The sequence below is a fragment of the Kitasatospora sp. NPDC002227 genome (assembly GCF_040296285.1).
Lineage (GTDB): Bacteria > Actinomycetota > Actinomycetes > Streptomycetales > Streptomycetaceae > Kitasatospora.
This window is the reverse complement of the sequence record NZ_JBEOWY010000005.1, coordinates 22,236-46,657: the sequence shown is the minus strand read 5'-3', so window position 1 is coordinate 46,657 and position 24,422 is coordinate 22,236. Positions and strand designations below refer to the sequence as shown.

31 protein-coding genes are annotated in these 24,422 nt (G+C 72.4%); 13 read left to right on the top strand and 18 right to left on the bottom strand.

The genetic code is table 11. The features are described from left to right. Window positions 1-268 precede the first annotated feature (268 nt). From ABT095_RS06285 to ABT095_RS06260, 6 genes are all read left to right on the top strand, one after another. Window positions 269-1,072 carry an enoyl-CoA hydratase/isomerase family protein gene (locus tag ABT095_RS06285; protein ID WP_350528115.1) on the top strand — a complete coding sequence of 268 codons (804 nt, stop codon included), beginning with the start codon at window positions 269-271 and terminating at the stop codon, window positions 1,070-1,072. A gap of 192 nt (window positions 1,073-1,264) precedes the next feature. After that, window positions 1,265-1,717 (top strand): Asp23/Gls24 family envelope stress response protein, encoded by a 453-nt coding sequence (locus ABT095_RS06280; protein ID WP_350528276.1) that lies wholly within the window; start codon window positions 1,265-1,267, stop codon window positions 1,715-1,717. A gap of 23 nt (window positions 1,718-1,740) precedes the next feature. Continuing rightward, window positions 1,741-1,932 (top strand): hypothetical protein, encoded by a 192-nt coding sequence (locus ABT095_RS06275; protein WP_104818835.1) that lies wholly within the window; start codon window positions 1,741-1,743, stop codon window positions 1,930-1,932. Further along, window positions 1,929-2,288, top strand: coding sequence for a hypothetical protein (locus ABT095_RS06270; protein ID WP_350528114.1), 360 nt, complete (start codon window positions 1,929-1,931; stop codon window positions 2,286-2,288). Before ABT095_RS06275 ends, ABT095_RS06270 begins: the two co-directional genes overlap by 4 nt. Next, a complete protein-coding gene (locus ABT095_RS06265) occupies window positions 2,285-2,905 on the top strand; it encodes a DUF6286 domain-containing protein (RefSeq protein ID WP_350528113.1) in 621 nt (206 codons plus the stop codon). The genes ABT095_RS06270 and ABT095_RS06265 overlap by 4 nt, the downstream gene beginning before the upstream one ends. Further along, the gene (locus ABT095_RS06260; RefSeq protein WP_350528112.1) at window positions 2,905-3,504 is read left to right on the top strand and encodes an alkaline shock response membrane anchor protein AmaP; all 600 of its coding nucleotides are present in this window, start codon (window positions 2,905-2,907) and stop codon (window positions 3,502-3,504) included. The genes ABT095_RS06265 and ABT095_RS06260 overlap by 1 nt, the downstream gene beginning before the upstream one ends. Before the next feature lie 2 nt (window positions 3,505-3,506). Here the strand turns inward: ABT095_RS06260 and ABT095_RS06255 are convergent, their stop codons facing one another. The 7 genes from ABT095_RS06255 to ABT095_RS06225 all read right to left on the bottom strand — a co-directional run bounded on the left by ABT095_RS06255 (window position 3,507) and on the right by ABT095_RS06225 (window position 11,178). After that, entirely contained in the window at window positions 3,507-4,481 is a 975-nt protein-coding gene (locus ABT095_RS06255) for an alpha/beta hydrolase (protein WP_350528111.1), read from the bottom strand. Between the two features lie 162 nt (window positions 4,482-4,643). Continuing rightward, window positions 4,644-5,885, bottom strand: a complete 1,242-nt coding sequence (locus tag ABT095_RS06250) for an MFS transporter (RefSeq protein WP_350528110.1) — start codon at window positions 5,883-5,885, stop codon at window positions 4,644-4,646. Next, window positions 5,882-7,015 (bottom strand): cytochrome P450, encoded by a 1,134-nt coding sequence (locus tag ABT095_RS06245; protein WP_350528109.1) that lies wholly within the window; start codon window positions 7,013-7,015, stop codon window positions 5,882-5,884. Before ABT095_RS06245 ends, ABT095_RS06250 begins: the two co-directional genes overlap by 4 nt. Window positions 7,016-7,263: 248 nt before the next feature. Continuing rightward, window positions 7,264-8,025, bottom strand: coding sequence for an SDR family oxidoreductase (locus tag ABT095_RS06240; RefSeq protein ID WP_350528108.1), 762 nt, complete (start codon window positions 8,023-8,025; stop codon window positions 7,264-7,266). Window positions 8,026-8,284: 259 nt separating this feature from the next. Then, the gene (locus ABT095_RS06235; RefSeq protein WP_350528107.1) at window positions 8,285-9,247 is read right to left on the bottom strand and encodes an alpha/beta hydrolase; all 963 of its coding nucleotides are present in this window, start codon (window positions 9,245-9,247) and stop codon (window positions 8,285-8,287) included. A 76-nt stretch (window positions 9,248-9,323) separates the two neighbouring features. Beyond that, window positions 9,324-10,127: an SURF1 family cytochrome oxidase biogenesis protein gene (locus ABT095_RS06230; protein ID WP_350528106.1), complete on the bottom strand. Its 804-nt coding sequence runs from the start codon at window positions 10,125-10,127 to the stop codon at window positions 9,324-9,326. 31 nt (window positions 10,128-10,158) lie between these two features. Further along, entirely contained in the window at window positions 10,159-11,178 is a 1,020-nt protein-coding gene (locus tag ABT095_RS06225; protein ID WP_350528105.1) for a DEDDh family exonuclease, read from the bottom strand. 158 nt (window positions 11,179-11,336) lie between these two features. On the opposite strand from ABT095_RS06225, the gene ABT095_RS06220 reads away from it, so the two are divergent. The 4 genes from ABT095_RS06220 to moaA all read left to right on the top strand — a co-directional run bounded on the left by ABT095_RS06220 (window position 11,337) and on the right by moaA (window position 15,684). After that, window positions 11,337-12,380: a zinc-dependent alcohol dehydrogenase family protein gene (locus ABT095_RS06220; protein ID WP_350528104.1), complete on the top strand. Its 1,044-nt coding sequence runs from the start codon at window positions 11,337-11,339 to the stop codon at window positions 12,378-12,380. Window positions 12,381-12,602: 222 nt separating this feature from the next. Further along, complete coding sequence (locus ABT095_RS06215; RefSeq protein ID WP_350528103.1) at window positions 12,603-12,977, top strand: DUF485 domain-containing protein; 375 nt, start codon at window positions 12,603-12,605, stop codon at window positions 12,975-12,977. After that, window positions 12,974-14,593: a monocarboxylic acid transporter gene (locus ABT095_RS06210; protein ID WP_350528102.1), complete on the top strand. Its 1,620-nt coding sequence runs from the start codon at window positions 12,974-12,976 to the stop codon at window positions 14,591-14,593. Before ABT095_RS06215 ends, ABT095_RS06210 begins: the two co-directional genes overlap by 4 nt. Window positions 14,594-14,694: 101 nt before the next feature. Further along, complete coding sequence (gene moaA, locus ABT095_RS06205; protein WP_350528101.1) at window positions 14,695-15,684, top strand: GTP 3',8-cyclase MoaA; 990 nt, start codon at window positions 14,695-14,697, stop codon at window positions 15,682-15,684. Window positions 15,685-15,691: 7 nt separating this feature from the next. Here moaA and ABT095_RS06200 read toward each other — a convergent pair whose 3' ends face one another. The 6 genes from ABT095_RS06200 to ABT095_RS06175 all read right to left on the bottom strand — a co-directional run bounded on the left by ABT095_RS06200 (window position 15,692) and on the right by ABT095_RS06175 (window position 19,368). Then, window positions 15,692-16,006, bottom strand: a complete 315-nt coding sequence (locus ABT095_RS06200) for a hypothetical protein (RefSeq protein ID WP_350528100.1) — start codon at window positions 16,004-16,006, stop codon at window positions 15,692-15,694. Between the two features lie 98 nt (window positions 16,007-16,104). Then, on the bottom strand, window positions 16,105-16,959 hold the full coding sequence (locus ABT095_RS06195) for a helix-turn-helix domain-containing protein (RefSeq protein WP_350528099.1): 855 nt from the start codon (window positions 16,957-16,959) through the stop codon (window positions 16,105-16,107). Between the two features lie 34 nt (window positions 16,960-16,993). Continuing rightward, a complete protein-coding gene (locus ABT095_RS06190) occupies window positions 16,994-17,539 on the bottom strand; it encodes a DUF6879 family protein (protein WP_350528098.1) in 546 nt (181 codons plus the stop codon). Further along, the gene (locus ABT095_RS06185; RefSeq protein ID WP_350528097.1) at window positions 17,499-17,774 is read right to left on the bottom strand and encodes a hypothetical protein; all 276 of its coding nucleotides are present in this window, start codon (window positions 17,772-17,774) and stop codon (window positions 17,499-17,501) included. The genes ABT095_RS06190 and ABT095_RS06185 overlap by 41 nt, the downstream gene beginning before the upstream one ends. A 74-nt stretch (window positions 17,775-17,848) precedes the next feature. After that, on the bottom strand, window positions 17,849-18,421 hold the full coding sequence (locus ABT095_RS06180) for a DUF6879 family protein (RefSeq protein ID WP_350528096.1): 573 nt from the start codon (window positions 18,419-18,421) through the stop codon (window positions 17,849-17,851). Window positions 18,422-18,516: 95 nt separating this feature from the next. Then, window positions 18,517-19,368 (bottom strand): hypothetical protein, encoded by an 852-nt coding sequence (locus ABT095_RS06175; protein ID WP_350528095.1) that lies wholly within the window; start codon window positions 19,366-19,368, stop codon window positions 18,517-18,519. A 242-nt stretch (window positions 19,369-19,610) separates the two neighbouring features. On the opposite strand from ABT095_RS06175, the gene ABT095_RS06170 reads away from it, so the two are divergent. Further along, complete coding sequence (locus tag ABT095_RS06170; RefSeq protein ID WP_350528094.1) at window positions 19,611-20,165, top strand: carbohydrate-binding module family 14 protein; 555 nt, start codon at window positions 19,611-19,613, stop codon at window positions 20,163-20,165. Between the two features lie 14 nt (window positions 20,166-20,179). On the opposite strand, the gene ABT095_RS06165 is transcribed toward ABT095_RS06170, so the two are convergent. Beyond that, window positions 20,180-21,145, bottom strand: coding sequence for a DUF5937 family protein (locus ABT095_RS06165; protein WP_350528093.1), 966 nt, complete (start codon window positions 21,143-21,145; stop codon window positions 20,180-20,182). Window positions 21,146-21,217: 72 nt separating this feature from the next. Between ABT095_RS06165 and ABT095_RS06160 the strand changes: the two genes are divergently transcribed. Next, on the top strand, window positions 21,218-22,072 hold the full coding sequence (locus ABT095_RS06160; RefSeq protein ID WP_350528092.1) for an alpha/beta fold hydrolase: 855 nt from the start codon (window positions 21,218-21,220) through the stop codon (window positions 22,070-22,072). 11 nt (window positions 22,073-22,083) lie between these two features. Here ABT095_RS06160 and ABT095_RS06155 read toward each other — a convergent pair whose 3' ends face one another. From ABT095_RS06155 to ABT095_RS06145, 3 genes are all read right to left on the bottom strand, one after another. Then, window positions 22,084-22,608, bottom strand: a complete 525-nt coding sequence (locus ABT095_RS06155; protein WP_350528091.1) for a Uma2 family endonuclease — start codon at window positions 22,606-22,608, stop codon at window positions 22,084-22,086. A gap of 2 nt (window positions 22,609-22,610) precedes the next feature. Then, window positions 22,611-22,847 carry a hypothetical protein gene (locus ABT095_RS06150; RefSeq protein WP_350528090.1) on the bottom strand — a complete coding sequence of 79 codons (237 nt, stop codon included), beginning with the start codon at window positions 22,845-22,847 and terminating at the stop codon, window positions 22,611-22,613. A gap of 263 nt (window positions 22,848-23,110) precedes the next feature. Then, window positions 23,111-23,455, bottom strand: a complete 345-nt coding sequence (locus tag ABT095_RS06145; RefSeq protein WP_350528089.1) for a DUF3099 domain-containing protein — start codon at window positions 23,453-23,455, stop codon at window positions 23,111-23,113. 162 nt (window positions 23,456-23,617) lie between these two features. Here ABT095_RS06145 and ABT095_RS06140 point away from each other — a divergent pair, with 162 nt between their 5' ends. Continuing rightward, a complete protein-coding gene (locus ABT095_RS06140; RefSeq protein WP_350528088.1) occupies window positions 23,618-23,884 on the top strand; it encodes a GlsB/YeaQ/YmgE family stress response membrane protein in 267 nt (88 codons plus the stop codon). Here the strand turns inward: ABT095_RS06140 and ABT095_RS06135 are convergent. Beyond that, entirely contained in the window at window positions 23,881-24,417 is a 537-nt protein-coding gene (locus ABT095_RS06135; protein ID WP_350528087.1) for an RNA 2'-phosphotransferase, read from the bottom strand. The genes ABT095_RS06140 and ABT095_RS06135 overlap by 4 nt on opposite strands. Window positions 24,418-24,422: the final 5 nt, after the last annotated feature.

The following is a 24,422-nucleotide window of genomic DNA, read 5'->3' as shown; positions in this document are numbered from 1 at the left end:
CTGAACGAAGCCTTCGACGGGGACTTCTTCGGCGAAGACTTCAGTGGTGAAAAGCTCCAGACGATTCGGCGGCCGGGCAACCGGGCCGCCGATCGTCGTTTCGTCGTTTTGGATGATGCCGTGTGACACTCCATGACACTTTTAGTGTTGGTGTGTGCAGATGGCTGCACAAGTGGGTGTGGGAGCGGCTCTGTGCAGCGGCGGCCGGGTTTGTTACTCTCCAGTAGCTTCGCCTTTCCCGCCCGTCCGCCCGCTGGAGGTACCGCCCATGACCACCCTCGCCCTCGACGACCAGCAGCTCTGGGAGCAGGCCGGTGTCCGCCTGGAGCTCGACGGCGAGACGGCCGTCGTGACGCTCTGCCGCCCCGAGCGGCGCAACGCCCAGTCGCCCGCGATGTGGCGCGGGCTGGCCGCGATCGGCCGGGCGCTGCCGGGCACCGTACGGGTGGTCGTGCTGCGGGCCGAGGGTGTCTCCTTCTCGGCCGGCCTGGACCGTGCGATGTTCACCCCCGAGGGCATCCCCGGTGAGCCCAACTTCATCGCGCTGGCCCACGCGGACGACAAGGAGCTGGACGAGACCATCGCCTTCTACCAGGAGGCCTTCACCTGGTGGCGCCGTCCGGACCTGGTCAGCATCGCCGCCGTCCAGGGCCACGCCGTCGGGGCCGGCTTCCAGCTCGCCCTCGCCTGCGACCTGCGGGTGGTCGCCGAGGACGTGCAGTTCGCCATGAAGGAGACCTCGCTCGGCCTGGTCCCCGACCTCACCGGCACCAAGCCGCTCACCGACCTGGTCGGCTACGCCCGGGCGCTGGAGATCTGCGCCACCGGCCGCTGGGTCGGCGCCGAGGAGGCCGTCGCCTCCGGCCTGGCCAACGTCGCCGTCCCGGCCGCCGAGCTCGAGGGCACCGTCCGCGACCTGACCGCCGCCCTGCTGGCCGCCCCCCGCAACGCCGTCAACGAGACCAAGGCCCTGCTGCAGGGCGCCGCGGACCGCAGCTACGAGGAGCAGCGCACCGCCGAGCGGGCCGCCCAGGCCCGCCGCCTGCGCGACCTCGCCGGGATCGGCGACTGATCCTCCTCCTTCTCCTCCAGCAGGGGGTACGCGGCCCGGCCGCGTACCCCCTGCGGCGTCTGCCGCCCCCGTCATTTGCCTGGCCTATCGTGCGTAGTTCGTGGCGGAGTGTCACTGTTGGTCTGGTTTGCGATATAGCTGGACAGGACACCCCAGGAGACCGCCGTGCCTGACACCCCGACACCCGCCGACCTGCACAAGAACGACCCGCACCACCCCGCCGCCCCCGACCCCACGGCCGACCGGGGCCGCACCGCGCTCGCGGTCGGCGTGGTCGAGAAGATCGCCGGGATGGCCGCCCGCGAGGTCTCCGGCATCCACGCCCTCGGCTCGGGCCTGTCCCGCACCTTCGGCGCCATGCGGGACCGGGTACCCGGCGGCCGGTCGAGCGTGGGCCGGGGCATCAAGGCGGAGGTCGGCGAGAAGCAGACGGCGATCGACATCGCGCTGGTGGTCGAGTACGGGGTGGTGATCCCGAAGCTCGCGGCCGAGGTGCGGCAGAACATCATCACGGCGGTCGAGCGGATGACGGGCCTCGAGGTGGTCGAGGTGAACATCGCGGTCAACGACGTCCACCTGCCGGACGAGCCGGACCTGGACGAGGACGAGGAACCCAACCGAGGCCAGCGCCCACGGGTGCAGTAGGCCCGTCCCTAGGAGGAGAGCGGATGAATCTTGCCCTGACGGGCCTGCTGGTCGGCATGGCCCTGGGTTTCGCCGGATACTTCGGCGGGTTCGCCGCCTTCCTCCTGGTCGCGGTGCTGGGCGCCGCGGGCTTCGTGGTCGGGCGCCTGCTCGAGGGGGACATCGGGCTCGGCGAGCTCGGGGACTTGCTGCGCAGCCGCGACCGCCGCCGGTGAGGGCCGTCCTGCTGAGCCTGGCCCACACGCCGGCCGGCCACCCCCGCCGCAGCCCCGCCGACCGCGGGGCGCTGCGCTGCGCCGACCGTGTCCTGGCCCGGATCGCCACCCGCGCCGTCCGCGAGGCCCTCGCCCCCACCCCCGGCGCCCGCCCCACCCGGGTCACCGTCACCACCTCCCACCACGCCGCCCGCCTGACCGTCCACCTCACCCTCCCCTTCCCCGCCGACCTCCCCGCCCTCGCCGCCCTCGCCCGCACCGCCGCCACCACCCACGTCGAGACCTACACCGGCACCAAGGTCCGCCACGTCCACATCGTCGTAGACGCCTTCACCCCGACCGGCGGCCCGTCATGACCCCGGATCAGGCCGACGACCCGCCCCAGGACCCGCCTGCGCGGCCGCCCGTGCAGCCGGCCGACGGGAGTCTCTCCTCCACTCCTCCCGAGCCTGCCTCCGGGGGGCATCGGCCCAGGTCGGCGCGGACCGGGGTCACCGGCCTGGTGGTGCTCGCCGTGCTCGTGGTGGCGGCGGGGTTGCTGTGGGACGTGGTCGCGGTGCGGACGGGGCATCAGGCCCGGCGGTGGCGGGCTGAGGCCGCGCATCAGGTGGCCGTGCGGGAGCTGAGTGACACGTGGGTGCTGGTGGGGGCCGGGGCGGCGGTGGTGGTGGGGGCAGGGCTGGTGTGGCTGGCGTTCGCGGCGGGGTTGCGGCGGTGGCTGCCGCTGGGGGTGGGGGACGGGACCGCGGCGGTGGACCGGGCCGGGGTGGCCGCGGTGATCCGGGGGCGGGCGCACGAACTGCCGGAGGTCACGGCCGCCACGGTCAAGGTCCGTCAGGCCCGGACCACCGTCACCATCCGGGGTACGGCCGATCCGGCGGCCGTCCAGCGGGAGTTGCGCGAGGAGCTGGCCCAGGTGCCGCTCGCCCGCCCGCACCGGCTCGACGTCCGGACCCACCGAGCGGACCGCTGATGAGCCGAAGCACCCTCAACCGCACCGTACTCGCCACCACCGGCCTGCTCCTGGCCGTCGGCGGCGCCCTGGTCCTGTTCGGCGGCCTCGACCTCTACAGCCGCCTGCACCTGCACCCGCCCACCTGGTGGCCCCTCACCTCCCCCCACCAGCCGGTGGTCTCCACCACCTCCCGCACCCGCTGGGCCGACCGCTCCTGGTGGTGGCCGGCCGTGATCGCCGCGCTCTCCCTGACCGTCCTCGCGGCAGCCGCCTGGCTGGCCGGCCAACTGCGCCGAAGCGGGCCCGGTACCGTCCACCTCCCCGAACTGCGGGTCCGCAGCCGTGCCTTGGAGGACGTCATCGAGACCCGGACGATCGAGCTCCCCGAAGTCTCCCGAGTCCGCACCCGCCTGACCGGCACCCCGCACAGCCTGCGCCTGCACACCACCCTCCACCTCCACCCGGACGCCGCCCCGGCCCCCGCCCTCGCGGCCTACCGCGACGGCCCCCTGAGCGACGCCCGCACCACCCTGGGCCGCCCCGACCTCGAGTCCGTCATCCGGCTGCACCTGGCGGGAGCGCGCCGCCCGACGCACTCCCGCAGGCACCTGGACTGAGCTCACCACCCGTGCAGCGCCTCCCGCAGGGTGTCACCGGCGAGTTTGAGGGCGACGCTGTTCGCGGCGGTGTCCCGCAGGCTGTCCAGCATCATGAAGTCGTGGACGATACCGAGCACCCGTACGGCCGTCACCCGGACCCCGGCCTCGCGAAGGCGGGCGGCGTACGCCTCGCCCTCGTCCCGCAGGACGTCGGCCTCGTCGGTGATGACCAGGGTCGGCGGCATGGCCGCGAGGCGGTCGAGCGGGGCGCGCAGGGGTGAGGCGTGCGGGTCGGCGCGCTGGGCGGGGTCGGTCGTGTACTGGTCCCAGAACCACTTCATGCCGTCGAGGGTGAGGAAGTAGCCCTCGGCGAACTGGCGGTAGGAGGGGGTGTCGAAGTTGGCGTCGGTGACGGGGTAGAGCAGCACCTGGCACTTGAGCGCGAGCCCGCCGCGCTCGGTGTTCATCATGGCGAAGACGGTGGCCATGTTGCCGCCGACGGAGTCGCCGCAGACGGCGACCTGCGCGGGGTCGAGGTCCATCGCCGGGCCCTGCTGCCGCAGCCACTGGCCGACGGCGTGGTTCTGCTCGATCTGGACGGGGTACTTGGCCTCGGGCGCGCGGGTGTAGACCGGGAAGACCACGGCGGCGTTGGCCCGTACGGCCAGCTCGCGGACCAGGCGGTCGTGGGTGTTCTCGTCGCCGAACACCCAGCCGGCGCCGTGGATGTAGACGATCACCGGCAGTACGCCGGAGACGCCCTCGGGGCGCAGGATCCGGACCTTGAGGGTGCCCCACTCGCCGGCGTCCACCTCGGCCCACTGCTCGGCGACGGCGGGTTTGGCCACGCCGGGGTCGGCCTGGAGCCCGGCCAGGGCGTCCCGGCCCTCGGCGGGCGGGATCTCGTAGATCCGCGGGTGCGGGTCGGTGGCCCGGGCGAGCTCGGTGGCGGCGGGTTCGAGGACGGGGGCGGGCGGACGGGTCGGTGCGGCCATGGCGGGCCTCCTCGGTGAGCGGATCGTCGCGACCATCCTTGGCACGCCCGCGGGCCCGGCGCTCCGGCCGCGGGGCCGAACGGGTGGCCCCGCGCCGAGGGCCGGCCCCACGTCCTGGACCGCCTCGCGGGGCCGCTCACCGAGGCGCGGTGACGCCTCCCGTCAGTTGGCGGCGTCGGGCCGGCCGGCCGGGGGCGACCAGGCCACGGCGTGCAGGCTGCGGCCCGCCGTGGCCGGGGCCAGGGCGAGGAGGACGAGCAGGGCCGAGAGGGCCCCGGCGGTGGCCGGCGGGCCCAGCCGCTGGAGCAGGGCGCCGCCGAGCAGGCCGCCGACCGGGGCGCCGAGGGCGAAGGCGGCACTGGTCGCCGCCATGACCCGGCCCCGCACCGCGTCCGGTACCCGTTGGAAGACCAGCAGGTCGACCATCACGACCAGGGCCGGGACCCCGAGCATGTCCGCCGCCGAGACCAGGAACGCGCCCGTCGCCCCGATCGGCGCACCGAGCAGCACCAGTTCGGCGGCGAACAGCCAACTGACCGTCAGGATCAGCGCCCGGGGGCTCAGCCGGCGGTGCAGCGGCTTGGTCAGGGCCGTTCCCGCCAGGCCGCCGACGGCCGCGCCGGAGAGCGCGAGGCCGATCAGATGCGGCGAGACGCCCTGGGCCCGCAGTGAGACCAGCAGGATCAGCGGCACGGCGGCCGAGACGGTGGTGGTCGCGGTGACCAGCAGCAGGATCGTCCGGAAGGCCGGGTCACCCCGCAGGTACCGCACCCCGGCCCACAGCCCGCCCGCCGCCCGGGAGCGGGTGGCGGAGGCGGCGGAGCGGGCCTCGAAGGGGACGGCCAGCACCGACAGGGCCGAGAGCAGGAAGCCCGCGGCCGCGGCCCCGTACGGGAGGGCGCGGCCCAGGCCGAAGAGCAGGCCCGCGAGCGGCGGCCCGAGCAGCTCGGCGCCGTTCGCCCGCACCCCCTCCTGCGCGAGGGCCTGCCGCAGCTGCTCGGCGGGCACCACCGAGCGCAGCGCCAGCAGCCGGACGGGGCTGCTCACCGCCTGGCCGACGCCCAGCAGGGCGGAGACCACCAGCAGGTGCCAGAGCGTCAGCCGGTGCAGCGTCAGGGCCAGCGGCAGCGAGGCGAGGGCGAGCGCCCGCCCGGCCTCGGTGACGAGCAGCACCAGCCGCCGGTCGCCCCGGTCGGCGACCAGGCCGCCCGGGAGCAGGGTGAGCAGTGCCATGGTGGCCTGGACGGCGCCCGCGAGCCCGGCCAGCGCGGGGGAGCCGGTCATGGCCAGGATCACCAGCGGGTACGCCACTTCGGCGATCCGGACCGCCACCGCGCTGGCCGCGGCCCCCGCCCACAGGCCCTGGAACCGCAGGTTGCGCCGCAGCGGCCGATCGGGTGTCACGGCAGGGAGACCGGCAGTCGGCTGGGGTACCGGACGGTGGCGCAGCGGGTGCGCGGCACCGGCCCGGCGAGCTCGGGTGCGGGGCCCTCGAGCAGCACGCCCAGGATCGCCAGCAGGACGGTCTTGGCCAGTGCGGCGCCCGAGCAGACGTGCGGGCCCCAGCCGAAGGCGAGGTGTGCGTTGGGCCTGCGGTCCAGGACGATCAGGTCCGGCTCGGCGAACTGGGCCGGGTCGCGGTTGGCGGCCCCGAACAGGGTGACCACGGTGTCGCCCCGCTTGATCCGGGCGCCGCCCAGGACGAGGTCCTCCACCGCGAAGCGGCCGGTGCCCTGCACCGGGCCGTCGTAGCGCAGCAGCTCGTCCACCCCCGAGCCGCGCAGGCCGGGATCGCGCATCGCCTCGAAGGCGGCCGGGTGGCGGGCCAGCGCGAGCAGGACGTTCGCCGCCGCCGAGACGGTGGTGCTGAACCCGGCGAGGAACAGCGTGGTGAGCGTGTCGAGGACGACCTGCTCGGGCACCCCCAGGCCCTCCCCGGCCCGGAGCGCGCCCGTGACCAGGCCGTGCTGCCCGGCACGGGCCATCCACTCCCGGGCGAGGCCGCCGAACTCGGTGGCGGCCCGCATGGCCGGCTCGGCCTGGGCGGGGACCAGGCCGGCGTCCATCCCCTGCTCGATGGTCTTGACGAGCGGTACGAAGGTCTTGGCCGGGGGCGTGGTGATGCCGAGCAGGCGGCAGATCGCGGTGAGGACCACCGGTTCGGTGAGGTCCGCGACGTAGTCGAGCTCCGGGCCGCACTCGCGCAGCAGCGCCCGGGTCTGCGCGGCGGCGCCCGCGCCGATGCCGGCGGTGTCGAGCTCCCGGTGCGCGGTGGTGAGGACTTGGCGCAGCTCGCCGTGCTCGGGCGGGTCCATGGTCTGGAGGTAGGGGCTGCCGTGCTCGTGGCCGGCCCGGCGCGGGTCGCTGGCGAAGCGCTGCGGGTCGCGCAGCACCGACCAGCAGTCCTGGTGGGTCAGCACCACCCAGGAGTGCAGCCCTTCGTGCCACTGGACCGGTGCGGCCTCGCGCAGTCGCCGGTACACCGGGTAGGGGTCCTCGAGGACCTCGGGTGCGAGCGGGTCGTAGGGGGGCAAGCGTCCGCCTTCCGTCGGATGGAGGGACGCGGGAGCCGGGGCGTCCCAGGCTCCCGCGTCCGGTCAGCGATCACCGGCTCAACGGCCCGGCGGCGGCCATCCGTAGGTCATGACGGTCTCCCTTCGGCTCGATCCCCGTGCACACGCCGGGTGGCGGTGCGGGTACGAGAATGAGCGCGGGCCCTTACGCGACACCAACCGTTCGCTTACCCGCCGATGACACGGCAGGTCATGGACATGATCAATGATCAGAGTCCGCGCAGGGCCCCGCCGTCGACCGGGACCATCACACCGGTCAGGTAGGAGGCGGCCGGGGAGAGCAGGAAGGCCGCGACCTTGCCGAACTCCTCGGGGGTGCCGTAGCGGCCGAGCGGGATGTTCTCGCAGTTGCGCATCCGGGCGGCGGCCGCGTCCCCGCTCAGGGCGTCCAGCTCGCGGACCCGGTCGGTGTCGATCCGGGCCGGGAGCAGGCCGACCACCCGGATGCCGCGCGGGCCCAGCTCGTCGGCGAGCGACTTGGCGGCCATCGCGAGACCGGGCCGCAGGCCGTTGGAGATGCCGAGGCCGCCGATCGGCTCGCGGACGGAGCCGGAGAGCACGAAGCCGATCGCCCCGCCCTCGCCGAGCGCCTCGGCGGCCGCCCGGGCGATCCGCAGCGCCCCCAGGAAGACCGACTCGAAGGCGCCCCGCCAGGCTTCGTCCCCGGCGGCCGCGACCGGCCCGGGGGCCGGGCCGCCGACGCTGATCAGCACACCGTCCAGCCGGCCCCACCGCTCGCGCGCGGCGTCGATCAGCAGCGCGGCGCTGCCCGGGTCGGCGTTGTCGGCCACCACCCCGTGCACCAGCTCGGGCGCCCCGAGCTCGGCCACGGCGGCGGCCACCGACTCCTTGGTCCGTCCGCTCAGCACCACCCGGGCACCGTCTCGCACCAGCTCCCGCGCCGAGGCGAAGCCGAGGCCCCGCGTCGCGCCGGTCATCACGTACACCCTGTCCCGCAAGCCAAGATCCATGGCCCAACTCTATGCAGGGGGCCGGTGCGTGCTGCCTTCGACTGTCATCGAATCACTGGCCCGGCCCGCCTCCGGTGGCGCAGGATCGTCACGCACCAGCGGGAGAGCCACTCACAACGGGGGGAGCGGCTCTCCCCGCGACTGGGACGGTCCTGGCCGGACGGCGGTCGGCCGGGACCGTCCCAGTTGTGTGGCGCCCGGCGCGGCGGCCGCCCGTCGGTAATTCACCCGTCGGGCCCGCGCCGCCGCCGTCACCCGCTCACCGCGGCGAGGCTGCCTGGAGGAGCTCGCGCAGCTCGGTGAACAGCTCGGTGACGGCGGCGTCGACCGCGCGGGAGTGGGAGTCGTAGTTGAGGAAGCCGTGGATCAGCCCGGCGTACCGGTGCTTGCGGACCGGGACGCCGGCGGCGGCCAGGGCGTCGGCGTAGGCCAGGCCCTCGTCGCGCAGCGGGTCGAGTTCGCCGCAGCCGATGACGGCGGGGGCCAGGCCCCGGAGGTTCTCGGCGAGCAGGGGCGAGGCCGGGGCGCGGTCGGCGGCGGCGGGGGCGTCCGCGAGGTAGAGCCGCATGTCGTTCTCGACCTCGGCCGTGGTGAGCAGGTACCCGGTCGCGCACTCGGTGCGGGACGGGTAGTCGATGCCGCTGCGCAGGTCGGTGGTCGGGTAGGCGAGCAGTTGGGCGGCCAGCGGGCGGCCCTCGTCGCGGAAGGCCAGTGCCACCCCGGTGGCCAGATTGCCGCCCGCGCTGTCGCCCGCGACGGCCAGCGGGCCGTGGCTGCCGCCGAAGTCGGCGAGGTGGTCGGCGACGTGGTGGGCCACGGCGAGGCAGTCCTCGTACCCGAGGGGGAACGGGTGCTCCGGGGCGAGCCGGTAGTCGGGGCTGACCACCACGGCGGCCGCGTCCCGGCACAGGCGCCGGCAGATTCCGTCATGGGTGTCGAGGTCCCCGACGACGAAACCGCCGCCGTGGATGAACAGGACGGTCGGCACCCGCCCGCCGCGTGCCGACTCGAACGGCCGGTAGATCTGTACCGGTACCCCGGCCAGGCTCGTGTCCTGCACCGCTCCGACCGAGACCGGCGGGTCCGGGGCGACGGCCAGCGAGAGCATCCGGTTGCCGGCCCGCATCTCCTGGACGGTGGGCGCGGTGGCGGGCGGCGGCCCGTCCACCCCGAACTGCTCCAGCAACGCCGCAATCCGAGGGTCGAGCGGGCCGAGGGGCATCGGTGCCCCCTTCCGAATCCGGTGCCTTCGGCACGAGCGAGCAGACGTACCGCTCCACCGTAGGCCGGGCCCGCCGCTACGGCGCGGGCGTCAGCTCCGGCTCCTCGGCCTCGGCGGCAGCCTTCGCCGCTGCGGCCGCCCGGTCGCGGGCCTCGCGGCGGGCCATGATCACCAGGCCGACCGGGACCAGGGTGGTGAAGAGCCACCACTGGATGGCGTAGGCCATGTGGGGGCCGATGTCGGAGTGCTCCGGGTCGGGGAGGGCCTCGGGGGTGCTCGATCCCGAGGAGGGAGCCAGCTCCAGGTAGCCGCCGAGGAGGGTGGCGCCGGTGGCGGCGGCCTGGGCCTCGCTGTTGATCAGCTTGAACTGGCGGGGCGGCAGACCGCCCCGGTCCACGATGCCGGTGCTCGCGTGGGTCTCGTCCGCCCGCAGGCGGCCGGTGGCGGTGACGGTGCCGCCCGGCGGGGCCGGGACGGCGGGGTAGCTGGCGGCGTCGCCGGGGGAGTCGACCCAGCCGCGGTTGACCAGCACGGAGCCCTTGCCGTCGGCGAGCCTGAGCGGGGTGATGACGAAGAAGCCGATGCTGCTGCCGCCCGGCTCGGTCCGCTGCCGGATCACGAACTCGTGCGCCGCGTCGTACGTGCCGGTGGCCGTCACGGCCCGCCAGACCTGGTCACCGGGGATCGCCTTGCCGGGGGTGCTCAGCGAGTCGAACGCGACCGGGGCGTCCTTGAGGTTCTCCCCGATCAGGGCGTTGCGGGCGACACGGGCCTCGTGGCGGTGGTACTGCCAGAAGCCCAGCCGGATCATGGTGGGGATCAGCAGCAGGGCGACCAGGAAGATGGTCGCCCAGCGCCGGGAGAGCAGAAATCGGTACACAACCGCACGCTACGCCCACTTGTCCCGGTGCTCAGACACCGGGGTGCGCGGCGACCTCGCGCAGCAGCTGGAGGAAGGCGTCCTCCCCGACCACGGGGGTGCCGTACTCGCGGGCCTTGCGGGCCTTGCCGCTCCAGCTGTCCGGCTCGTTGGTGACGAGCAGGCTGGTGAGGCGGCTCACAGAGGTGGCGATGTGCAGGCCGGCCTCGATCGCGCGGTCCTCCAGCAGCTCCCGGTCGGTCGCGGTGTCCCCGGTGATGGCCACCCGCATGCCCTGGAGCAGCGGCGTGCCGTCCTGCCAGCGGCCCGGGTTCGGGTACGGGCAGGCGGGGCGCTTGCGTGCCGGGCGGTACGAGGAGGACCACCCGCGGGAGGCGGCGGCCGGGGAGGCGGTCTCGAGCTCGCTGATGTCGGTGACGGCCACGCAGGTGGTCAGCGGCAGCGGCACGCCGACCTGGCGGGCCAGCTGCAGGCTGGGGCGGAAGGCCTCGGCGAGCACCCGGGCGTCGTCCAGCGCGTTGTGCGCGTGGCGCTGCTGGACGCCGAAGTAGGCGGCCAGGGTGGCGAGCTTGCCGTTGGCCAGCGGCAGGCCCAGGTCGCGGGAGAGCACCATGGTGCACAGCCGCTGCTCGACCGGGGCGCGCAGCCCGGCGCGGGCGAACTCGCGGGAGATCATGTTCCAGTCGAAGAGCGCGTTGTGCGCGACCATCACCCGGCCGCGCAGCCGCTCGGAGAGCTCCCCGGCGATCTCGGGGAAGGTCGGGGCGCCCGCGAGCTGCGCGCTGGTCAGCCCGTGGATCCAGGTCGGGCCCGGGTCCCGCTCGGGGTTGACCAGGGTGTACCAGTGGTCGGTGACCTCGCCGTGCGCGTCCAGCTGGTAGACACCGGCGGAGATGACCCGGTCCGAGCGGCCGAGACCGGTGGTCTCGACGTCGACCACGGCGAAGCCCGGCTCCTGGTCGTCGGCCGGGCCGGAGCGCTGCGCCGGGAGGGCGGCGTCCCAGGGGGAGTCCCACAGGGAGTCGTCGCTCGGTGACTGGATCGCGTGCATGGTCAACCACTTTAAGGGCGAGCGCCCACACCCCCTGCCCCGCACGGGCCGCACAGTGGCGTACGCGACATTTCGACCGGATGTCCCATCGGCCGGAATAGAACCAGTTGTCCGACAGTAGTAGTACGAGGTTGATCGACTCACGAAGGAAGACCCTCATGCGCGCCACCGTGATCCACGGCCCGAACGACATCCGGATCGAGGAGGTCCCGGACCCTGTCATCCAGCGGCCGACCGACGCGGTGGTCCGCGTGGTCAACGCCTGCATCTGCGGCAGTGACCTGTGGGCCTACCGGGGCGTCGCGGCCCGCCAGGCCGGCCAGCGGATCGGCCACGAGTTCCTCGGCGTGGTCGAGCAGGTCGGCGCCGACGTGACCGGCTTCAAGCCGGGCGACTTCGTGGTCGCCCCCTTCGTCTGGTCGGACGGCACCTGCGACTACTGCAAGGACGGCCTGCAGACCTCCTGCCCGCACGGCGGCTTCTGGGGCGAGATCGGCTCCGACGGCGGCCAGGGCGAGGCCGTCCGGGTGCCGCACGCCGACGGCACGCTGGTCCAGCTGCCCAAGGAGGCCCAGTCGGACCAGGCGCTGCTGCCCAGCCTGCTCGCCCTCTCGGACGTGATGGCCACCGGCCACCACGCCGCCGTCTCCGCCGGGGTGCGCCCGGGCTCGACCGTCGCGGTGGTGGGCGACGGCGCCGTGGGCCTGTGCGGCGTACTGGCGGCGCACCGCCTGGGCGCTGGCCGGATCATCGCGCTGGGCCGCCACGAGGCCCGTACGGCGATCGCCCGCACGTTCGGCGCCACCGACGTGGTGGCCGAGCGCGGCGAGGCCGCGATCGAGGCCGTCCGCGAGCTGACCGGCGGCCAGGGCGCGCACGCCGTGCTGGAGGCCGTGGGCACCGAGGAGTCGATGCGCACCGCGATCTCGATCGCCCGCGACGGCGGCGCGGTGGGCTACGTGGGCGTGCCGCACGGCGGCAGCGCGGGCGTGGACATCTCGCAGATGTTCAACCGCAACGTCGCCCTGGTCGGCGGCGTGGCCCCGGCCCGGGCGTACATCCCGGAGCTGCTGGCCGACGTGCTCGCGGGCAGCATCGAGCCCGGCCTCGTGTTCGACCGCACCGTCGACCTGGACGGCGTGCCGGACGGCTACCGGGCCATGGACGACCGGTCGGCGCTGAAAGTCCGGATCTCGTTCTGATCCACCGTCTGATGTGACGTTCATTCAGCAGGGGCGGCACCCGGGAGGGGTGCCGCCCCTGTGGCGTATTTTGATCAGTTTTCGGCCAAGTCACATGACTGCGCCGGTCGGGTACTTTCTGTAACCCTCTGATCGCTTTACCATGCAGCGGCACCCTCTGCCTGTGACGTCCCTCACGTCAGGCACCCTTCTGCGCATCCCGAGGACGACAGGAGACCCCGAGTGGACACCCCGCCCGCTGCCGAGACGCTGCCGCCAGAGCTGCCCCCGGACGATGAACGAATCGAACAGACCGAGGAGTTCCGCGGTCTGCGCAGAGCCTTCCGAGGCTTCGCCTTCCCCGTCACCGCAGGCTTCGTCCTCTGGTACCTGCTGTACGCGCTGCTCTCCGTCTACGCGCCGTCCTTCATGGCCACCAAGCTCTTCGGCCACATCAACCTGGCGCTCGTGCTCGGCCTGCTCCAGTTCGCCAGCACCTTCGCCATCGCCGCCTGGTACGCGCGCTACGCCGACCGGCGGCTCGACCCGGCGGCCGCCGCGATCCGCGCGCAGTACGGCTCCACCAACCTCGTGGCTCCCCGGGAGGCCGGCGAATGACGAACACCCTGCAGCTGGCCAGTTCGGCGGCCGACCACCGCAGCCTGACCCTGGCCCTGTTCGGCGTCTTCGTGGTCGCCACCCTCGGTATCACCCTGTGGGCCGGGCGGCAGACCAAGGACGCCGCCGACTTCTACGCCGGCGGGCGCGGCTTCTCCGGCTTCCAGAACGGCCTGGCGCTCTCCGGCGACTACATGTCGGCCGCCTCCTTCCTCGGCATCGCGGGCGTGATCGCGCTGGCCGGGTACGACGGCTTCCTGTACTCGATCGGCTTCCTGGTCGCCTGGCTGGTCGCCCTGCTGCTGGTCGCCGAGCCGCTGCGCAACTCCGGCCGGTACACCATGGCCGACGTGCTGGCCTTCCGGATGCGCCAGCGGCCGGTGCGCACCGCCGCCGGGATCTCCACCATCGTGGTGTCGATCTTCTACCTCCTCGCCCAGATGGTCGGCGCCGGTTCGCTGGTCGCCCTGCTGCTCGGCGTCAGCGGGGACAGCGCCAAGCGCTGGACGGTGGTGGCGGTCGGCGCGCTGATGGTGGTCTACGTGGTGGTCGGCGGCATGAAGGGCACCACCTGGGTGCAGATCATCAAGGCCGGGCTGCTGATCATCGGCGCCGGGGTGATGACCGTCCTGGTGCTCGCCAAGTACCACTTCAACCTCTCCAGCCTGCTCGGCGCGGCCGCCGAGGCCAGCGGCAAGGGCTCGCACTTCCTGGAGCCGGGGCTGAAGTACGGCCTCACCGGCACCACCAAACTGGACTTCATCAGCCTCGCGCTCGCGCTGCTGCTCGGCACCGCCGGGCTGCCGCACATCCTGGTCCGCTTCTACACCGTGCCCACCGCCAAGGCGGCCCGGAAGTCGGTGTTCTGGGCGATCGGCATCATCGGCGTCTTCTACCTGATGACCCTGGCGCTCGGCTTCGGCGCCGCCGCGCTGGTCGGGCCCAAGACCATCAAGGCCTCCAACGTCGCGGGCAACACGGCCGCGCCGCTGCTCGCCGAGCACCTGGGCGGCGGGGCGGGCACCTCGGGCGGCGCGGCGCTGCTCGCGATCATCTCCGCGGTCGCGTTCGCCACCATCCTGGCCGTGGTCGCCGGGCTCACCCTGGCCTCCTCGTCCTCCTTCGCCCACGACCTCTACGCCAACGTGATCCGGCGCGGCAGGGCCACCGAGCGCGAGGAGGTCGGCGCCGCCAAGCTGGCGGCGGTGGCGATCGGCGCGGTCGCGATCGTGCTGAGCATCTTCGCCGACAAGCTCAACACCGCCGCCCTGGTGGCACTGGCCTTCGCGGTGGCGGCCTCGGCCAACCTGCCGACCATCCTGTACTCGCTGTTCTGGAAGCGCTTCAACACCACCGGCGCGGTCAGCTCCGTCTACGCGGGCCTGATCACCTCGGTCACGCTGGTCTTCTTCTCCCCGGTCGGCTCCGGCGCCAAGGACTCGCTCTTCCCGCACAGCGACTTCCACTGGTTCCCGCTCTCCAACCCCGGCCTGATCTCGATCCCGGTCGGCTTCCTGGCCGGTGTGATCGGCACCCTGCTCTCGCGCGAGCAGGCCGACCCGCAGAAGTACGCTGAATTGGAGGTCAGGTCGCTCACGGGCCTCGGCGCCCACTGATCGGACCGTACCGATCGGCGACCGGCACTGCGGCTAAGCTGGCCCGGCCCCCCCGACCCGTCGTACGGGCCGGGCCAGTTCCCTCCCGGAAGGAGGCCGCCGTGCTCCTCGACACCTACGGTCGTCAGGCTGTCGACCTCCGCGTCTCGCTGACCGACCGCTGCAACCTGCGCTGCACCTACTGCATGCCCGAGGAGGGCCTGCAGTGGCTCGGCAAGCCGGAGCTGCTCACGGACGAGGAGATCGTCCGCCTGGTCTCGCTGGCCGTCCGCGAGCTCGGGGTCACCGAGGTCCGCTTCACCGGCGGGGAGCCGATGCTGCGGCCGGGACTGGTTTCCATCGTCGAGGCCTGCGCCTCGCTGGAGCCCCGCCCCGAGCTGTCGCTGACCACCAACGGGGTGGGGCTGGCCCGGACCGCCTCGGCTCTGAAGGCGGCTGGCCTCGACCGGGTGAACGTCTCCCTCGACACCCTCGACGCCGACACCTTCTTCACCCTCACCCGCCGCCACCGCCACGACGACGTGCTGGCCGGCCTGGCCGCCGCCGAGGCCGCCGGGCTCACCCCGGTCAAGCTCAACGCCGTGCTGATGCGGGATGTGAACGATCACGAGGCGGCCGACCTGCTCGAGTGGTGCGTCGAGCGGGGCTACCAGCTGCGCTTCATCGAGCAGATGCCGCTGGACGCCCAGCACGGCTGGGACCGCTCACAGATGATCACCGCGGAGGAGATCCTGGAGCGGCTGAGCTCCCGGTTTGCTCTGACCCCCGAGCCTTCGGCCGCCCGTGGCGCCGCCCCCGCCGAACGCTGGCTGGTCGACGGCGGCCCGGCCACCGTGGGCGTGATCGCCTCCGTCACCCGCCCGTTCTGCCGTGCCTGCGACCGCACCCGCCTCACCGCTGACGGCCAGGTCCGCAACTGCCTCTTCGCGACAGGCGAGACCGACCTGCGCACCGCCCTGCGCTCCGGCGCCGACGACGCCGAACTGGCCGCGTTGTGGCGGGCCGCCATGTGGGGCAAGAAGGCCGGCGCCGGGATCGACAACCCCGAGTTCCACCAGCCCGACCGCCCGATGTCCGCCATCGGCGGCTGAAGCCACGTCAGCCGAGGCTGGCGGAGTAGGTGCCGTCGGCCCGGGGTGTGACGGAGATGCTCTGGTAGCCGTCGCCGCTGCAGGCGACGACGCCCTTGATCTCCGTACCGACCGGACGGCGACCGGGCAGAGCGTCGGCGTGGTCGGGCTCCTCAGCAACCGAGTGCTCCTCGGCCACATGCTTGCGGCGCATCACCCGCACGTCAGTCCGCCTGCTGCCGTCCCCGGCCAGGAACGCGGCCCGCTCCTGCACGCGGAGCCGTTGGCACTCCGAGCAGTTCTCGTCATCCTGGATCGGCTTGTCCAGCACTCCTGCGTCCACAGCCGCTGACCTCGCTCCCTCAGCTCGTGATTCAGCTCTTTTGAGGGTAAGAACCAGCTACCGTCGGGCTCCAGGAAGTTGCGACTACTTGCCTGAACTCACCCGAGTGCAGCTATCGCGGCGGTGATCAACTCCCGAGCCTTGGCTCCGTACACAGCCATGCTCTGCAACTCGGCGAAGGTGGTCAGGTACTCGATCACCTCGGTCGGGGCGGTCACGTTGACCGACGCTGTCACCAACTCCACCTGGACGCGGGCTTCGTCGTAGATCCGGAAGGACTCCACCGGCCACAGCTTCCGGCTGACGCTGAACGGGATCACGCCCAGGCTGACACGGGGAAGGGGGATCACTGCCAGAAGGTGCCCGAGTTGTCCTGCCATGGCCCCCGCGTCACCGAGCTGGTACCTGAGCACGGACTCTTCCAGTAGGAACAGGAAGCGGTGGTTGCCGCGCTGGATGATGTTCGCTCGGTCCATCTTGGCGCTGATCGCCTGCTCAAGGTCCTCCTCGGAACGGCTCGCACCAACCGCCGACCGCGTCATGATCGCCCGGACGTAGGCGGCCGTCTGAAGCACCCCAGGGACTACGTCCGAGGTGTAGAACCGGAACAGTCCGGTCTGTTCGTAAAGCTTGGCGTAGGAGTCCTGAAGGCTCTTCAGGCCGGCTGCCTTCAGCCGCCGCCACTCGACGTACATGGACTCGACCGCTCGGGACGCGGCGATCAAGTCGGGTACCTGGTCCTCCACGCCGCAGGCGGCACACCAAGCCCTGATGTCCGCCTCTGAGAGTGCGATCTTGGCGGCCTGGATGCGGGAGGTCTTGGCCGGGTGCCAGCCACAACGGTCCGACAGTTCCCGGCTGTTGAGCTGGGCGTCCTTGCGAAGGTCCTTGAGCCGATCGGCCAGCGCCTTGCGCGCAGCTTGAGCGCTCGACGAAGCAGGAGCCAACGACATGAGCAGGTGGTCCAGAGATCGTAGCGACGAAGTGTCAGACAGAGAATTTCTCGTGGGGGATGGCCCGAGCCCACACCGCCTCGAAGGCGGCGCTGCACAGCTTCGCCACTTCCGCCTCAGTCCGCAGTTCCTTGGGCGGTTCCGCCCAGTCGCCAGCACCGGTGAAGTGGTTGAACACCACGATCTTCCCGTCGAACAACCAGAAGTCGTTACCCGGCAAGGCGATGTCGGACGCCAGGCGCCGCGGCAGCCAGCGGATCAGCTCGCCGGAGGCAAGGTTGACGTTCGTCCCGCCGTGCTCGTACCGGATGTAGTCGGTCACCGGTTCCGACACGATCCGGGCCCGCCGGATGACTACACCGCGGTCTACGGTGGCCCTGATCATCTGTACCCAGTCTCGCCAGTAGTCCGAGTCTGGGTCGTTGTTCCGCTCGCCGGTGCGAAGCCAGCGAGCGAAGCCTGACGACTCGCCGCCGACGCCGTAGGCGTCCCGCATCTCCAGATGCACCGCTGAGTGGCTGGTGTTGGCCAGCGACTCCTCAAAGCTCGGAACCACCGGCAGCCCTGCGCTCTGCGACATCGCATGCCTTCCTGATGATCGGCACCATGTGTACCGGAATCCGCATGACCCACTCGTGAGCAGGAATGCCTGCCGGGTGGTCAGGGGCCCAGCTCTGACCACCCACCAGAGCAGCCAGGAGCTCGTCGGCCTTCTCCCCCTGGAAGATCAGATCCGCAGTCTCCTCCTCGACCCACACCGTCGGGGAGCCGTCCTTCTCGCTGGTGGGATCAATCCCGATGAACTCTAGGGCCACGGCTGTCTCCTATGTCGAGTCGGCTGCTGGTTCTTGCGCGGTCACCCACAAGGGCACCGGGCTCGTCGTTCTTGTCAGATGGGCTGGTACTCCGAGTGCGGCGTGGCCCTGTCCCAGACCGCCTCGAAGGCAGTCGCGCAGAGCTTCACCGTGTTTTGGTCGTCGGTCTGTTCCGGGGACGTCCACTCGCCGTCGCCGTCGAAATGATTCACGAGGAGCAGTTGGTCATCGAAGACCCAGAAATCGTTTCCCGGGAGGGCGAGGTCGGTAGCCCCCCTCCGGGGGAGCCAACGGACATCTTCACCAGCCGCCACGTTCAGGCCTTCGGTGACCTCGTACTCGAATTGCACATAGTCGCTGACCGGCTCCGAGACGATTCGGGCACGGCGGACAGAGACACCTCGGCTACGGGCTTCGGTCACAATCGCGAACCACTCCGGCCAGCGGGTGGCGGCGTCGAGCCGCTGGCCAGCCTTCCAGTCGATGAACGCTTGGTCGGAGCGCATATACCCGTCGCGCATCTCCAGGTGTACAGCGGTTCGCTGACAGTGCTTCAGCAGGTCGCCAAACCTGTTCGGGTCCAGTGACACAGCCGGCGAGTTGTTGACTGGGGACTCCGGATCCTTGCCGAGCTTGTGCAGTGCCATGGTTGGTCTCCTTCGCAGCGGAAGACGGGCGCTGCAACAGAGCTTGCATCACCGGCCGCCACGGCTCCATGAACTTGCGCGAACTTGCACGGCGACTACCCGAAGGCGGTGAGACCGCCGACGGTCTTCGCGGCGTGCAAGGCCGCCCTGACTCGGGCGGCACCTCGGCGAGCGGTTGCGTCGCTGCCGACCTCGGCCGGTCTGGGGGTGAGGCCCGCGCAGGGGGCGCAGATGCCTGGCCGGGGGACGGGGTCGTGACATCTGCCGCACTCGGCGTACCGGGGCGCTGCTGCCGCGGGCCGGGCGGGCGGCAACTTGCGTTCCAGGCGGGAGCGGAGGAGCGCCACGGCGGAGTGCAGCGGGCTGGGCAGGCCGGGGAGCAGGGCGTGGGCCAAGTCGGCCGGGGTGCTGCCGCGTTGCAGCCACTGGGTGACCAGGGGCGCGAGCGTCAGTGCCTCGGCCTGGCCGAGGTGTAGACGGGGCTCCGGGCGGAGTACCCGGAAGAGAGTGGCGACCGCCTCGCGGGTCCGCTCGTCCGGCGCGGTCGCCACGGCGGGGAGGGCGGGTTCTTGCTGCCGGTTCTTTGAAGGAGCGTCAGCGCGGCCGTCGGTCCGTTCACCGGGGCCCGGACGGGTCGCACTCGGCCGGGCGGCGAGCTGCGGGGTGTCGTAGACGTGGGTCTCGGTGTGGATGGTGCCGTCAGGCCGGCGGATCTTGTCGGCCCGGTAGTACCCGGCGGCGGTCAGCTCCTTGAGGGCCTTGCGGACGGCGCCGCGCCCCTGGGGGCTGGTGTCGGCCATGTGGCGACCGTCCTCGCGCCAGCCGTCGGGGCGGGAGAGGAGGTCCGCGAGGAGGCCGCGGGCAGTGTAGGACAGTTGCCGCTGTTGCAGCATCGTGTTGGGCAGCACGGTGAAGTGCCGCACCCATTCTGTACGATGGATGTGCATCGGGAGGTGTGCTCCTGTTGCCGGGCCCCGGGGTGTTGGTAGCACCGCCGGGGTCATCACTTTTCTGTTTGTTGCCGGGAACGTAGCACACAGGCCGACCGGGGAACGCCACGATCGGCACGTGGTCAGCAGTGCTCCCGAAGCGGTCGTCATCGCTCCCAAACGGCCTGGAAAAGCGCGGAGTTGGCGAAGTTCTCCTGTTCCGTCCATGTCAGCTGACGGTCACTCATATGATCAGCAGAGTGAAGAAGATTCTGTCGGCCACAGCCGCCGCACTGCTGCTCGCCCTCGCTGTCCCGGCCACTGCCGGTGCCGCCGAAGAGCCGACCCCGATCACTCGCTCCTGCCCTGGACCGAACCAGTACTACGGCGATCCCAACGACCCGACGAAGTTCTGGGAGTGCTCGAACGGCGTGGCCTACCGGTTCGACTGCCCGGCTGGGCTCCACTGGGACACCAAGCTTCTGACCTGCAACTATCCCGAGCAGGTGCCGTTCGGTCGCAGCACCACCAAGGCCGGCACCGCCCACCTGACCCTCCTCCCGCTGGGGCTGGCCAACCTCAACGCGCACTTCGAGCCCCCGGAGGGTATCGGCCCCTGGGCGGACGTCACCTTCACCGCAGCCGACGGCACGGTGCTGTGCACCGCCCAGGCCGACAGCCACGGCAACGCCTCCTGCGACGCCGACCCGTCCGTCCTCGGCCTGGTCGGCGACCTGTTGACCGGCTACATCGCGACCTACGCCGGTGAAGCTGCCGAGCCCTCCTCCGGCCACGGCACGATCGCGCTGCTCTGACCGCCGATCCCGGATCAGCCCGGTGGCCCGGCCGTGAGGGCGGTGCCGGTCCGGGTGCGCAGGTGCACGGCCGTGCGGCCCGTGCGCTGGGTCGTCACCAGCCCCGCGCCGCGCAGGGCGCCGAGGTGCTGGGAGACGGCGCCGGGGGTGACGCCGAGGCGGGCGGCGAGGTCGGGGGTGCTCAGCGGTTCGCCGAGTGCGGCGAGGAGTGCGGCTCGGGTGCGGCCCAGGAGGGCGGCGAGGCCGTCGGAGGTCGGGTGGGGCTGCTCCCAGAGCAGCCCCACGCCGGACGCCGGGTAGCGGATCGAGGCGGCGGTGCGCGGGGCGTAGTCGACGATCACGTCCGGCCAGCCGAAGACGGACGGCATCAGCGCCAGTCCGTGCCCGTCGGCCTCGACCGTCCACCGTGAAGCGGTCCGCCGCCGCCCCTGCACCACCAACTCGCCCTCCCGCCACACCACATCACCGTGCAGCTGGGCGAAGAGCGCCTCCACCCCGCCGTCCACCAGTGCCACCGCCCGCTTGCCCAGGTCGGCCTCCAGCACCGCCCGCATCCGCCCCCAGTGCGGGGCCACCAGCCGGGCGTGGCAGCGCTGCAGCGCATCGGCGATCCGGTCCACCAGCACCGCTGCCCCCGGCAGTTCACCGGCCCGAGCACCCAGCGCGGTGGCGCACTCCGCCGCGACGTACGCCGGATCCGTCGCCCGCAGGCCCGCCAACTCGGCTTCGAACGCGGGCAGGCGCTCGTCCGGCACCGGGAACAGGAACGACGGCAGGCAGCCCTCGAGCAGCGTCCGCAGCAACGGCAACTCCGGCTCCGCCGCCAGCACCTGCTGCGCCTCGCGCACCCACGGCCGGTGCACCTCGTGCCCGCCGACCCCGAGCGCCGCCCGCACCCCGAGCACCGTCTCGGCCAGCGGCGACACCGCGAGCCGCACCCGCGCCACCTCCGCCGCCGAGAGCCGGATCTCCACCGCCATGTCCTGCCCCTGATCGTTTAGCCGTGGCTGAACGATAGCCGGGCCCGGCCGCCGCGCCCCAGGCTGTCCGCCATGGAGTTCTTCACCGCGTACGACGGCACCGCGCTCGCCTTCCGCACCCTCGGTGACGGCCCGCCGCTGCTCTGCCTCCCCGGCGGCCCCGGCCGGGCGGCCGAGTACCTCGGCGACCTCGGCGGCCTCGCCGCCCACCGCACCCTGATCCTGCCCGACACGCGCGGCACCGGCAGTTCCGCCATGCCCGCCGACCTTTCCACCTGCCGGGTCGACCGCCTGGTAGCCGACGTCGAGGCGCTGCGCCGCCACCTCGGCCTGGACCGCGTCGACCTGCTCGGCCACTCCGCCGGCGGCAGCCTGGCCATGCTCTACGCCGCCGCTCACCCCGAGCAGTTGAGCAGCCTCATCCTGGTCACCCCGTCGTTCGCGGCCGTCGGACTGCCCTCCGACGGCGGCGTGGAGGCGGTCCTCGCCGCCAGGGCGGACGAGCCCTGGTACGAGGAGGCCGTGACGGCGTACCGGCAGGTGAAGGCTGCGACCAGTTTCGCCGAGGCCGCACCGCACCGATTCACCTTCGAGCCGCTGATGTACGGCCGCTGGGACGACGCCGCCCGCGCCCATGCCGCCGCCGACCCGGCGCAGCGTTCACTCCCGGTCAGCGAGCACTACTACCGGGACTACGCGCCCGACACCGAGGCACTCCGCCACCGCCTGGGCGCCCTGCCCTGCCCGGTGCTCCTCCTCGCGGGCGAACTGGACCTCTGGCCCACCACCAAGTCCGCAGCCGACGCCGCGTCACTCTTCCCGGACGTGGTGCTCGCCGTCCAGCCCGGCGCCGGCCACTACCCGTGGCTGGACGACCCGCAGGCGTTCGCGGCCACGGTCGAGAGCTTCCTGTCCGCGATCGGGTAGCGCGCCGGGGGTCAGAAGCCGGTGGTCTCCAGCGTGAGGCCGAACGGCTCCGGGAGGCGGATCGGCGTGCCGAAGGGGTGCGGGCCGTCGACGCTGGCGTAGCCGAGGTCGTGCGGCTCGGAGAAGAGGGTGCACTCCTTGCGCTGCCGGTCGGCGAGGAGATAGAGCGGGGCGCCGTACTGGGCGTAGCGCCTGCGCTTGGTCACGCGGTCGGTATCGCAGTTCGACTCGGAGGTGACCTCGACGATCAGCAGGGTCTGATCCGGCGTGAGGGCGGCTGCGCCGAGCGCGAGGGTCTCGGGGATGACGGCCAGGTCGGGCAGGTACCAGTTCGGCGAGCCGGGCAGGTCGAGGTTGCCCGAGCCGGTGAGGCAGTGGAGCTCGTCCACGCGCTGGTCGAGCTGGCGGCGGATACGGGCGGCGATCCGCTCGTGGTCCCAGCTCGGGGCGCCCAGGGTGATCCGGCCTTCGACGACCTCGGCGCGTGGGTGGTCGACGTGCTGCACCGCGTACTTGAGAGCCGCCTCGCCGTCCACGGTCACTCCGTGAAGTCGCTGAGGGCGACGGTTTCCTTGAGGAAGCCGCGGACGCTCAGGAACTGGCTGAGGTGCTCGCGGTGGTCGTCACAGGCGAGCCAGGTCTTGCGGCGGTCGGGGGTGTGGAGTTTCGGGTTGTTCCACACCAGGACCCAGGCGGCGGGGAGGCGGCAGCCCTTGCCCGAGCAGATCGGGGGGCCGTCGGGGCCGTCGGCGGTCGGGCCGAAGAGGGAGTTCATCAAGGGGCCGTCCTGGGGAGGCTGCGGGAAAGGAGCCTGCACGGAGGCGTGACGACGCCGGGCAGCCACGGGGGGAGCCGCCCGGCGTCGGTCTGTCGCTCCGACGGGGGATGCGGAGCGCGTACGCAGTATGTCACGGCTCGCACCCCCGTTGGCTAGGTCTTTCATGATTAATCTGAGGTTGTTTTGAGCTTTCCGGCGGGCAGGGGGTAGCAGAACGGGGCAAAACGGTCATCCGAGTTGAGCTTCCCTCAGCCGGAGCTTCAGTGTTCGGCCGGAGCGGCCGGGGCGCCGCCCCCTCCGCCGGTGCCGCCGGGGCCCAGCATCAGGGGCGTCTCGGGCGAGACCGCGAAGGTGCTCGGCAGGCCCGGGGCCCGCTCCCGTCCGGCGTTGGCGATCAGCACGGCGAAGTACGGCATCAGCACGGCGCAGACCAGCGCGCCGATCGCCGCGTACCGCTGGACGTCCCACAGCACCACCGCGCCCAGCACGCACACCGTGCGGATGAGCATCGAGATCACGTAGCGCCGCTGGCGCCCCCGTACGTCCTCGGAGAGTCCGGTGCGGGCTCCGGTGATCCGGAACACCTCGCCGTTCTTGCTGGCCATGTCCTACCGTCCTCGTCCCGTGGCCCGACTGCCTCTTCACGGTACGCCGCACGACAGCGGGCGCGTGGCTCGGGGTGCGGGCGGGGCGGGCGGGGCAAAAACTGTCAACCAGACGGGGAGCGGCGCCGAGGGTCGGCAGCGGTGGCCCCGAGGGAGTGGCGTATGTGGGCCATCATCTCGGCACTGGTCGAGGGACTGATCCTCGGCGGGATCGCGCGGCTGCTGATCCCCGGCAAGCAGGACGTGCCGCTCTGGCTGACCACGGTCCTGGGCATGGTCGGCGCGATCATCGGCAATCTGCTGGCCCACCTCTTCGGGGTGGCCCACACCCGGGGCATCGACTGGTGGCGGCACGTCTTCCAGCTCGCCGCCGCGATCGTGCTCATCGTCACCGTCGCCCCCGCCTGGGCCGCCCGCAAGAAGGTCTAGCGGGCCTCGGTGAGGTACGCCGCGGGCACCGCGTCGGTGAGCCAGACGCCGTTGGCGCTGAGGCGGAACTCGTGGCCGGCGGCGGCCAGGGCGGCGGCGTCGACCTCGAGGACGACCGGGCGGCCGTGGCGGGAGCCGACCCGGACGGCGGTCTCGATGTCGGCCGAGAGGTGGACGTCCTGGCGGCTCATCGGCCGCAGGCCCTCGGTGAAGATCGCGGGCAGCGAGCGGCCGGTGGTGCCGTGGTAGAGAACGGCCGGGGGAGTGGCGGCGGCGAGGCCGAGGTCCACGGCCACGGTGTGGCCCTGGCTGGCCCGGATGCTCAGGCCGTCCTCCGAATAGGCGAACCGCTTCTTGTTGTTGTTCGCGACGACGTGGTCCAGCTCCTCCCGGCGCAGCCCGAGGGCACGGAGCAGGGAGTCGACGGACACCCAGCCGGCCTCGTCCAGGGTGAGGCCGATGGAGCCCGGGTCGTGCCGGAGTACCTTGGCGAGTCGCTTGGAGACCTTGACGGTCCGTTTCTCGTCGAGCAAGTAGG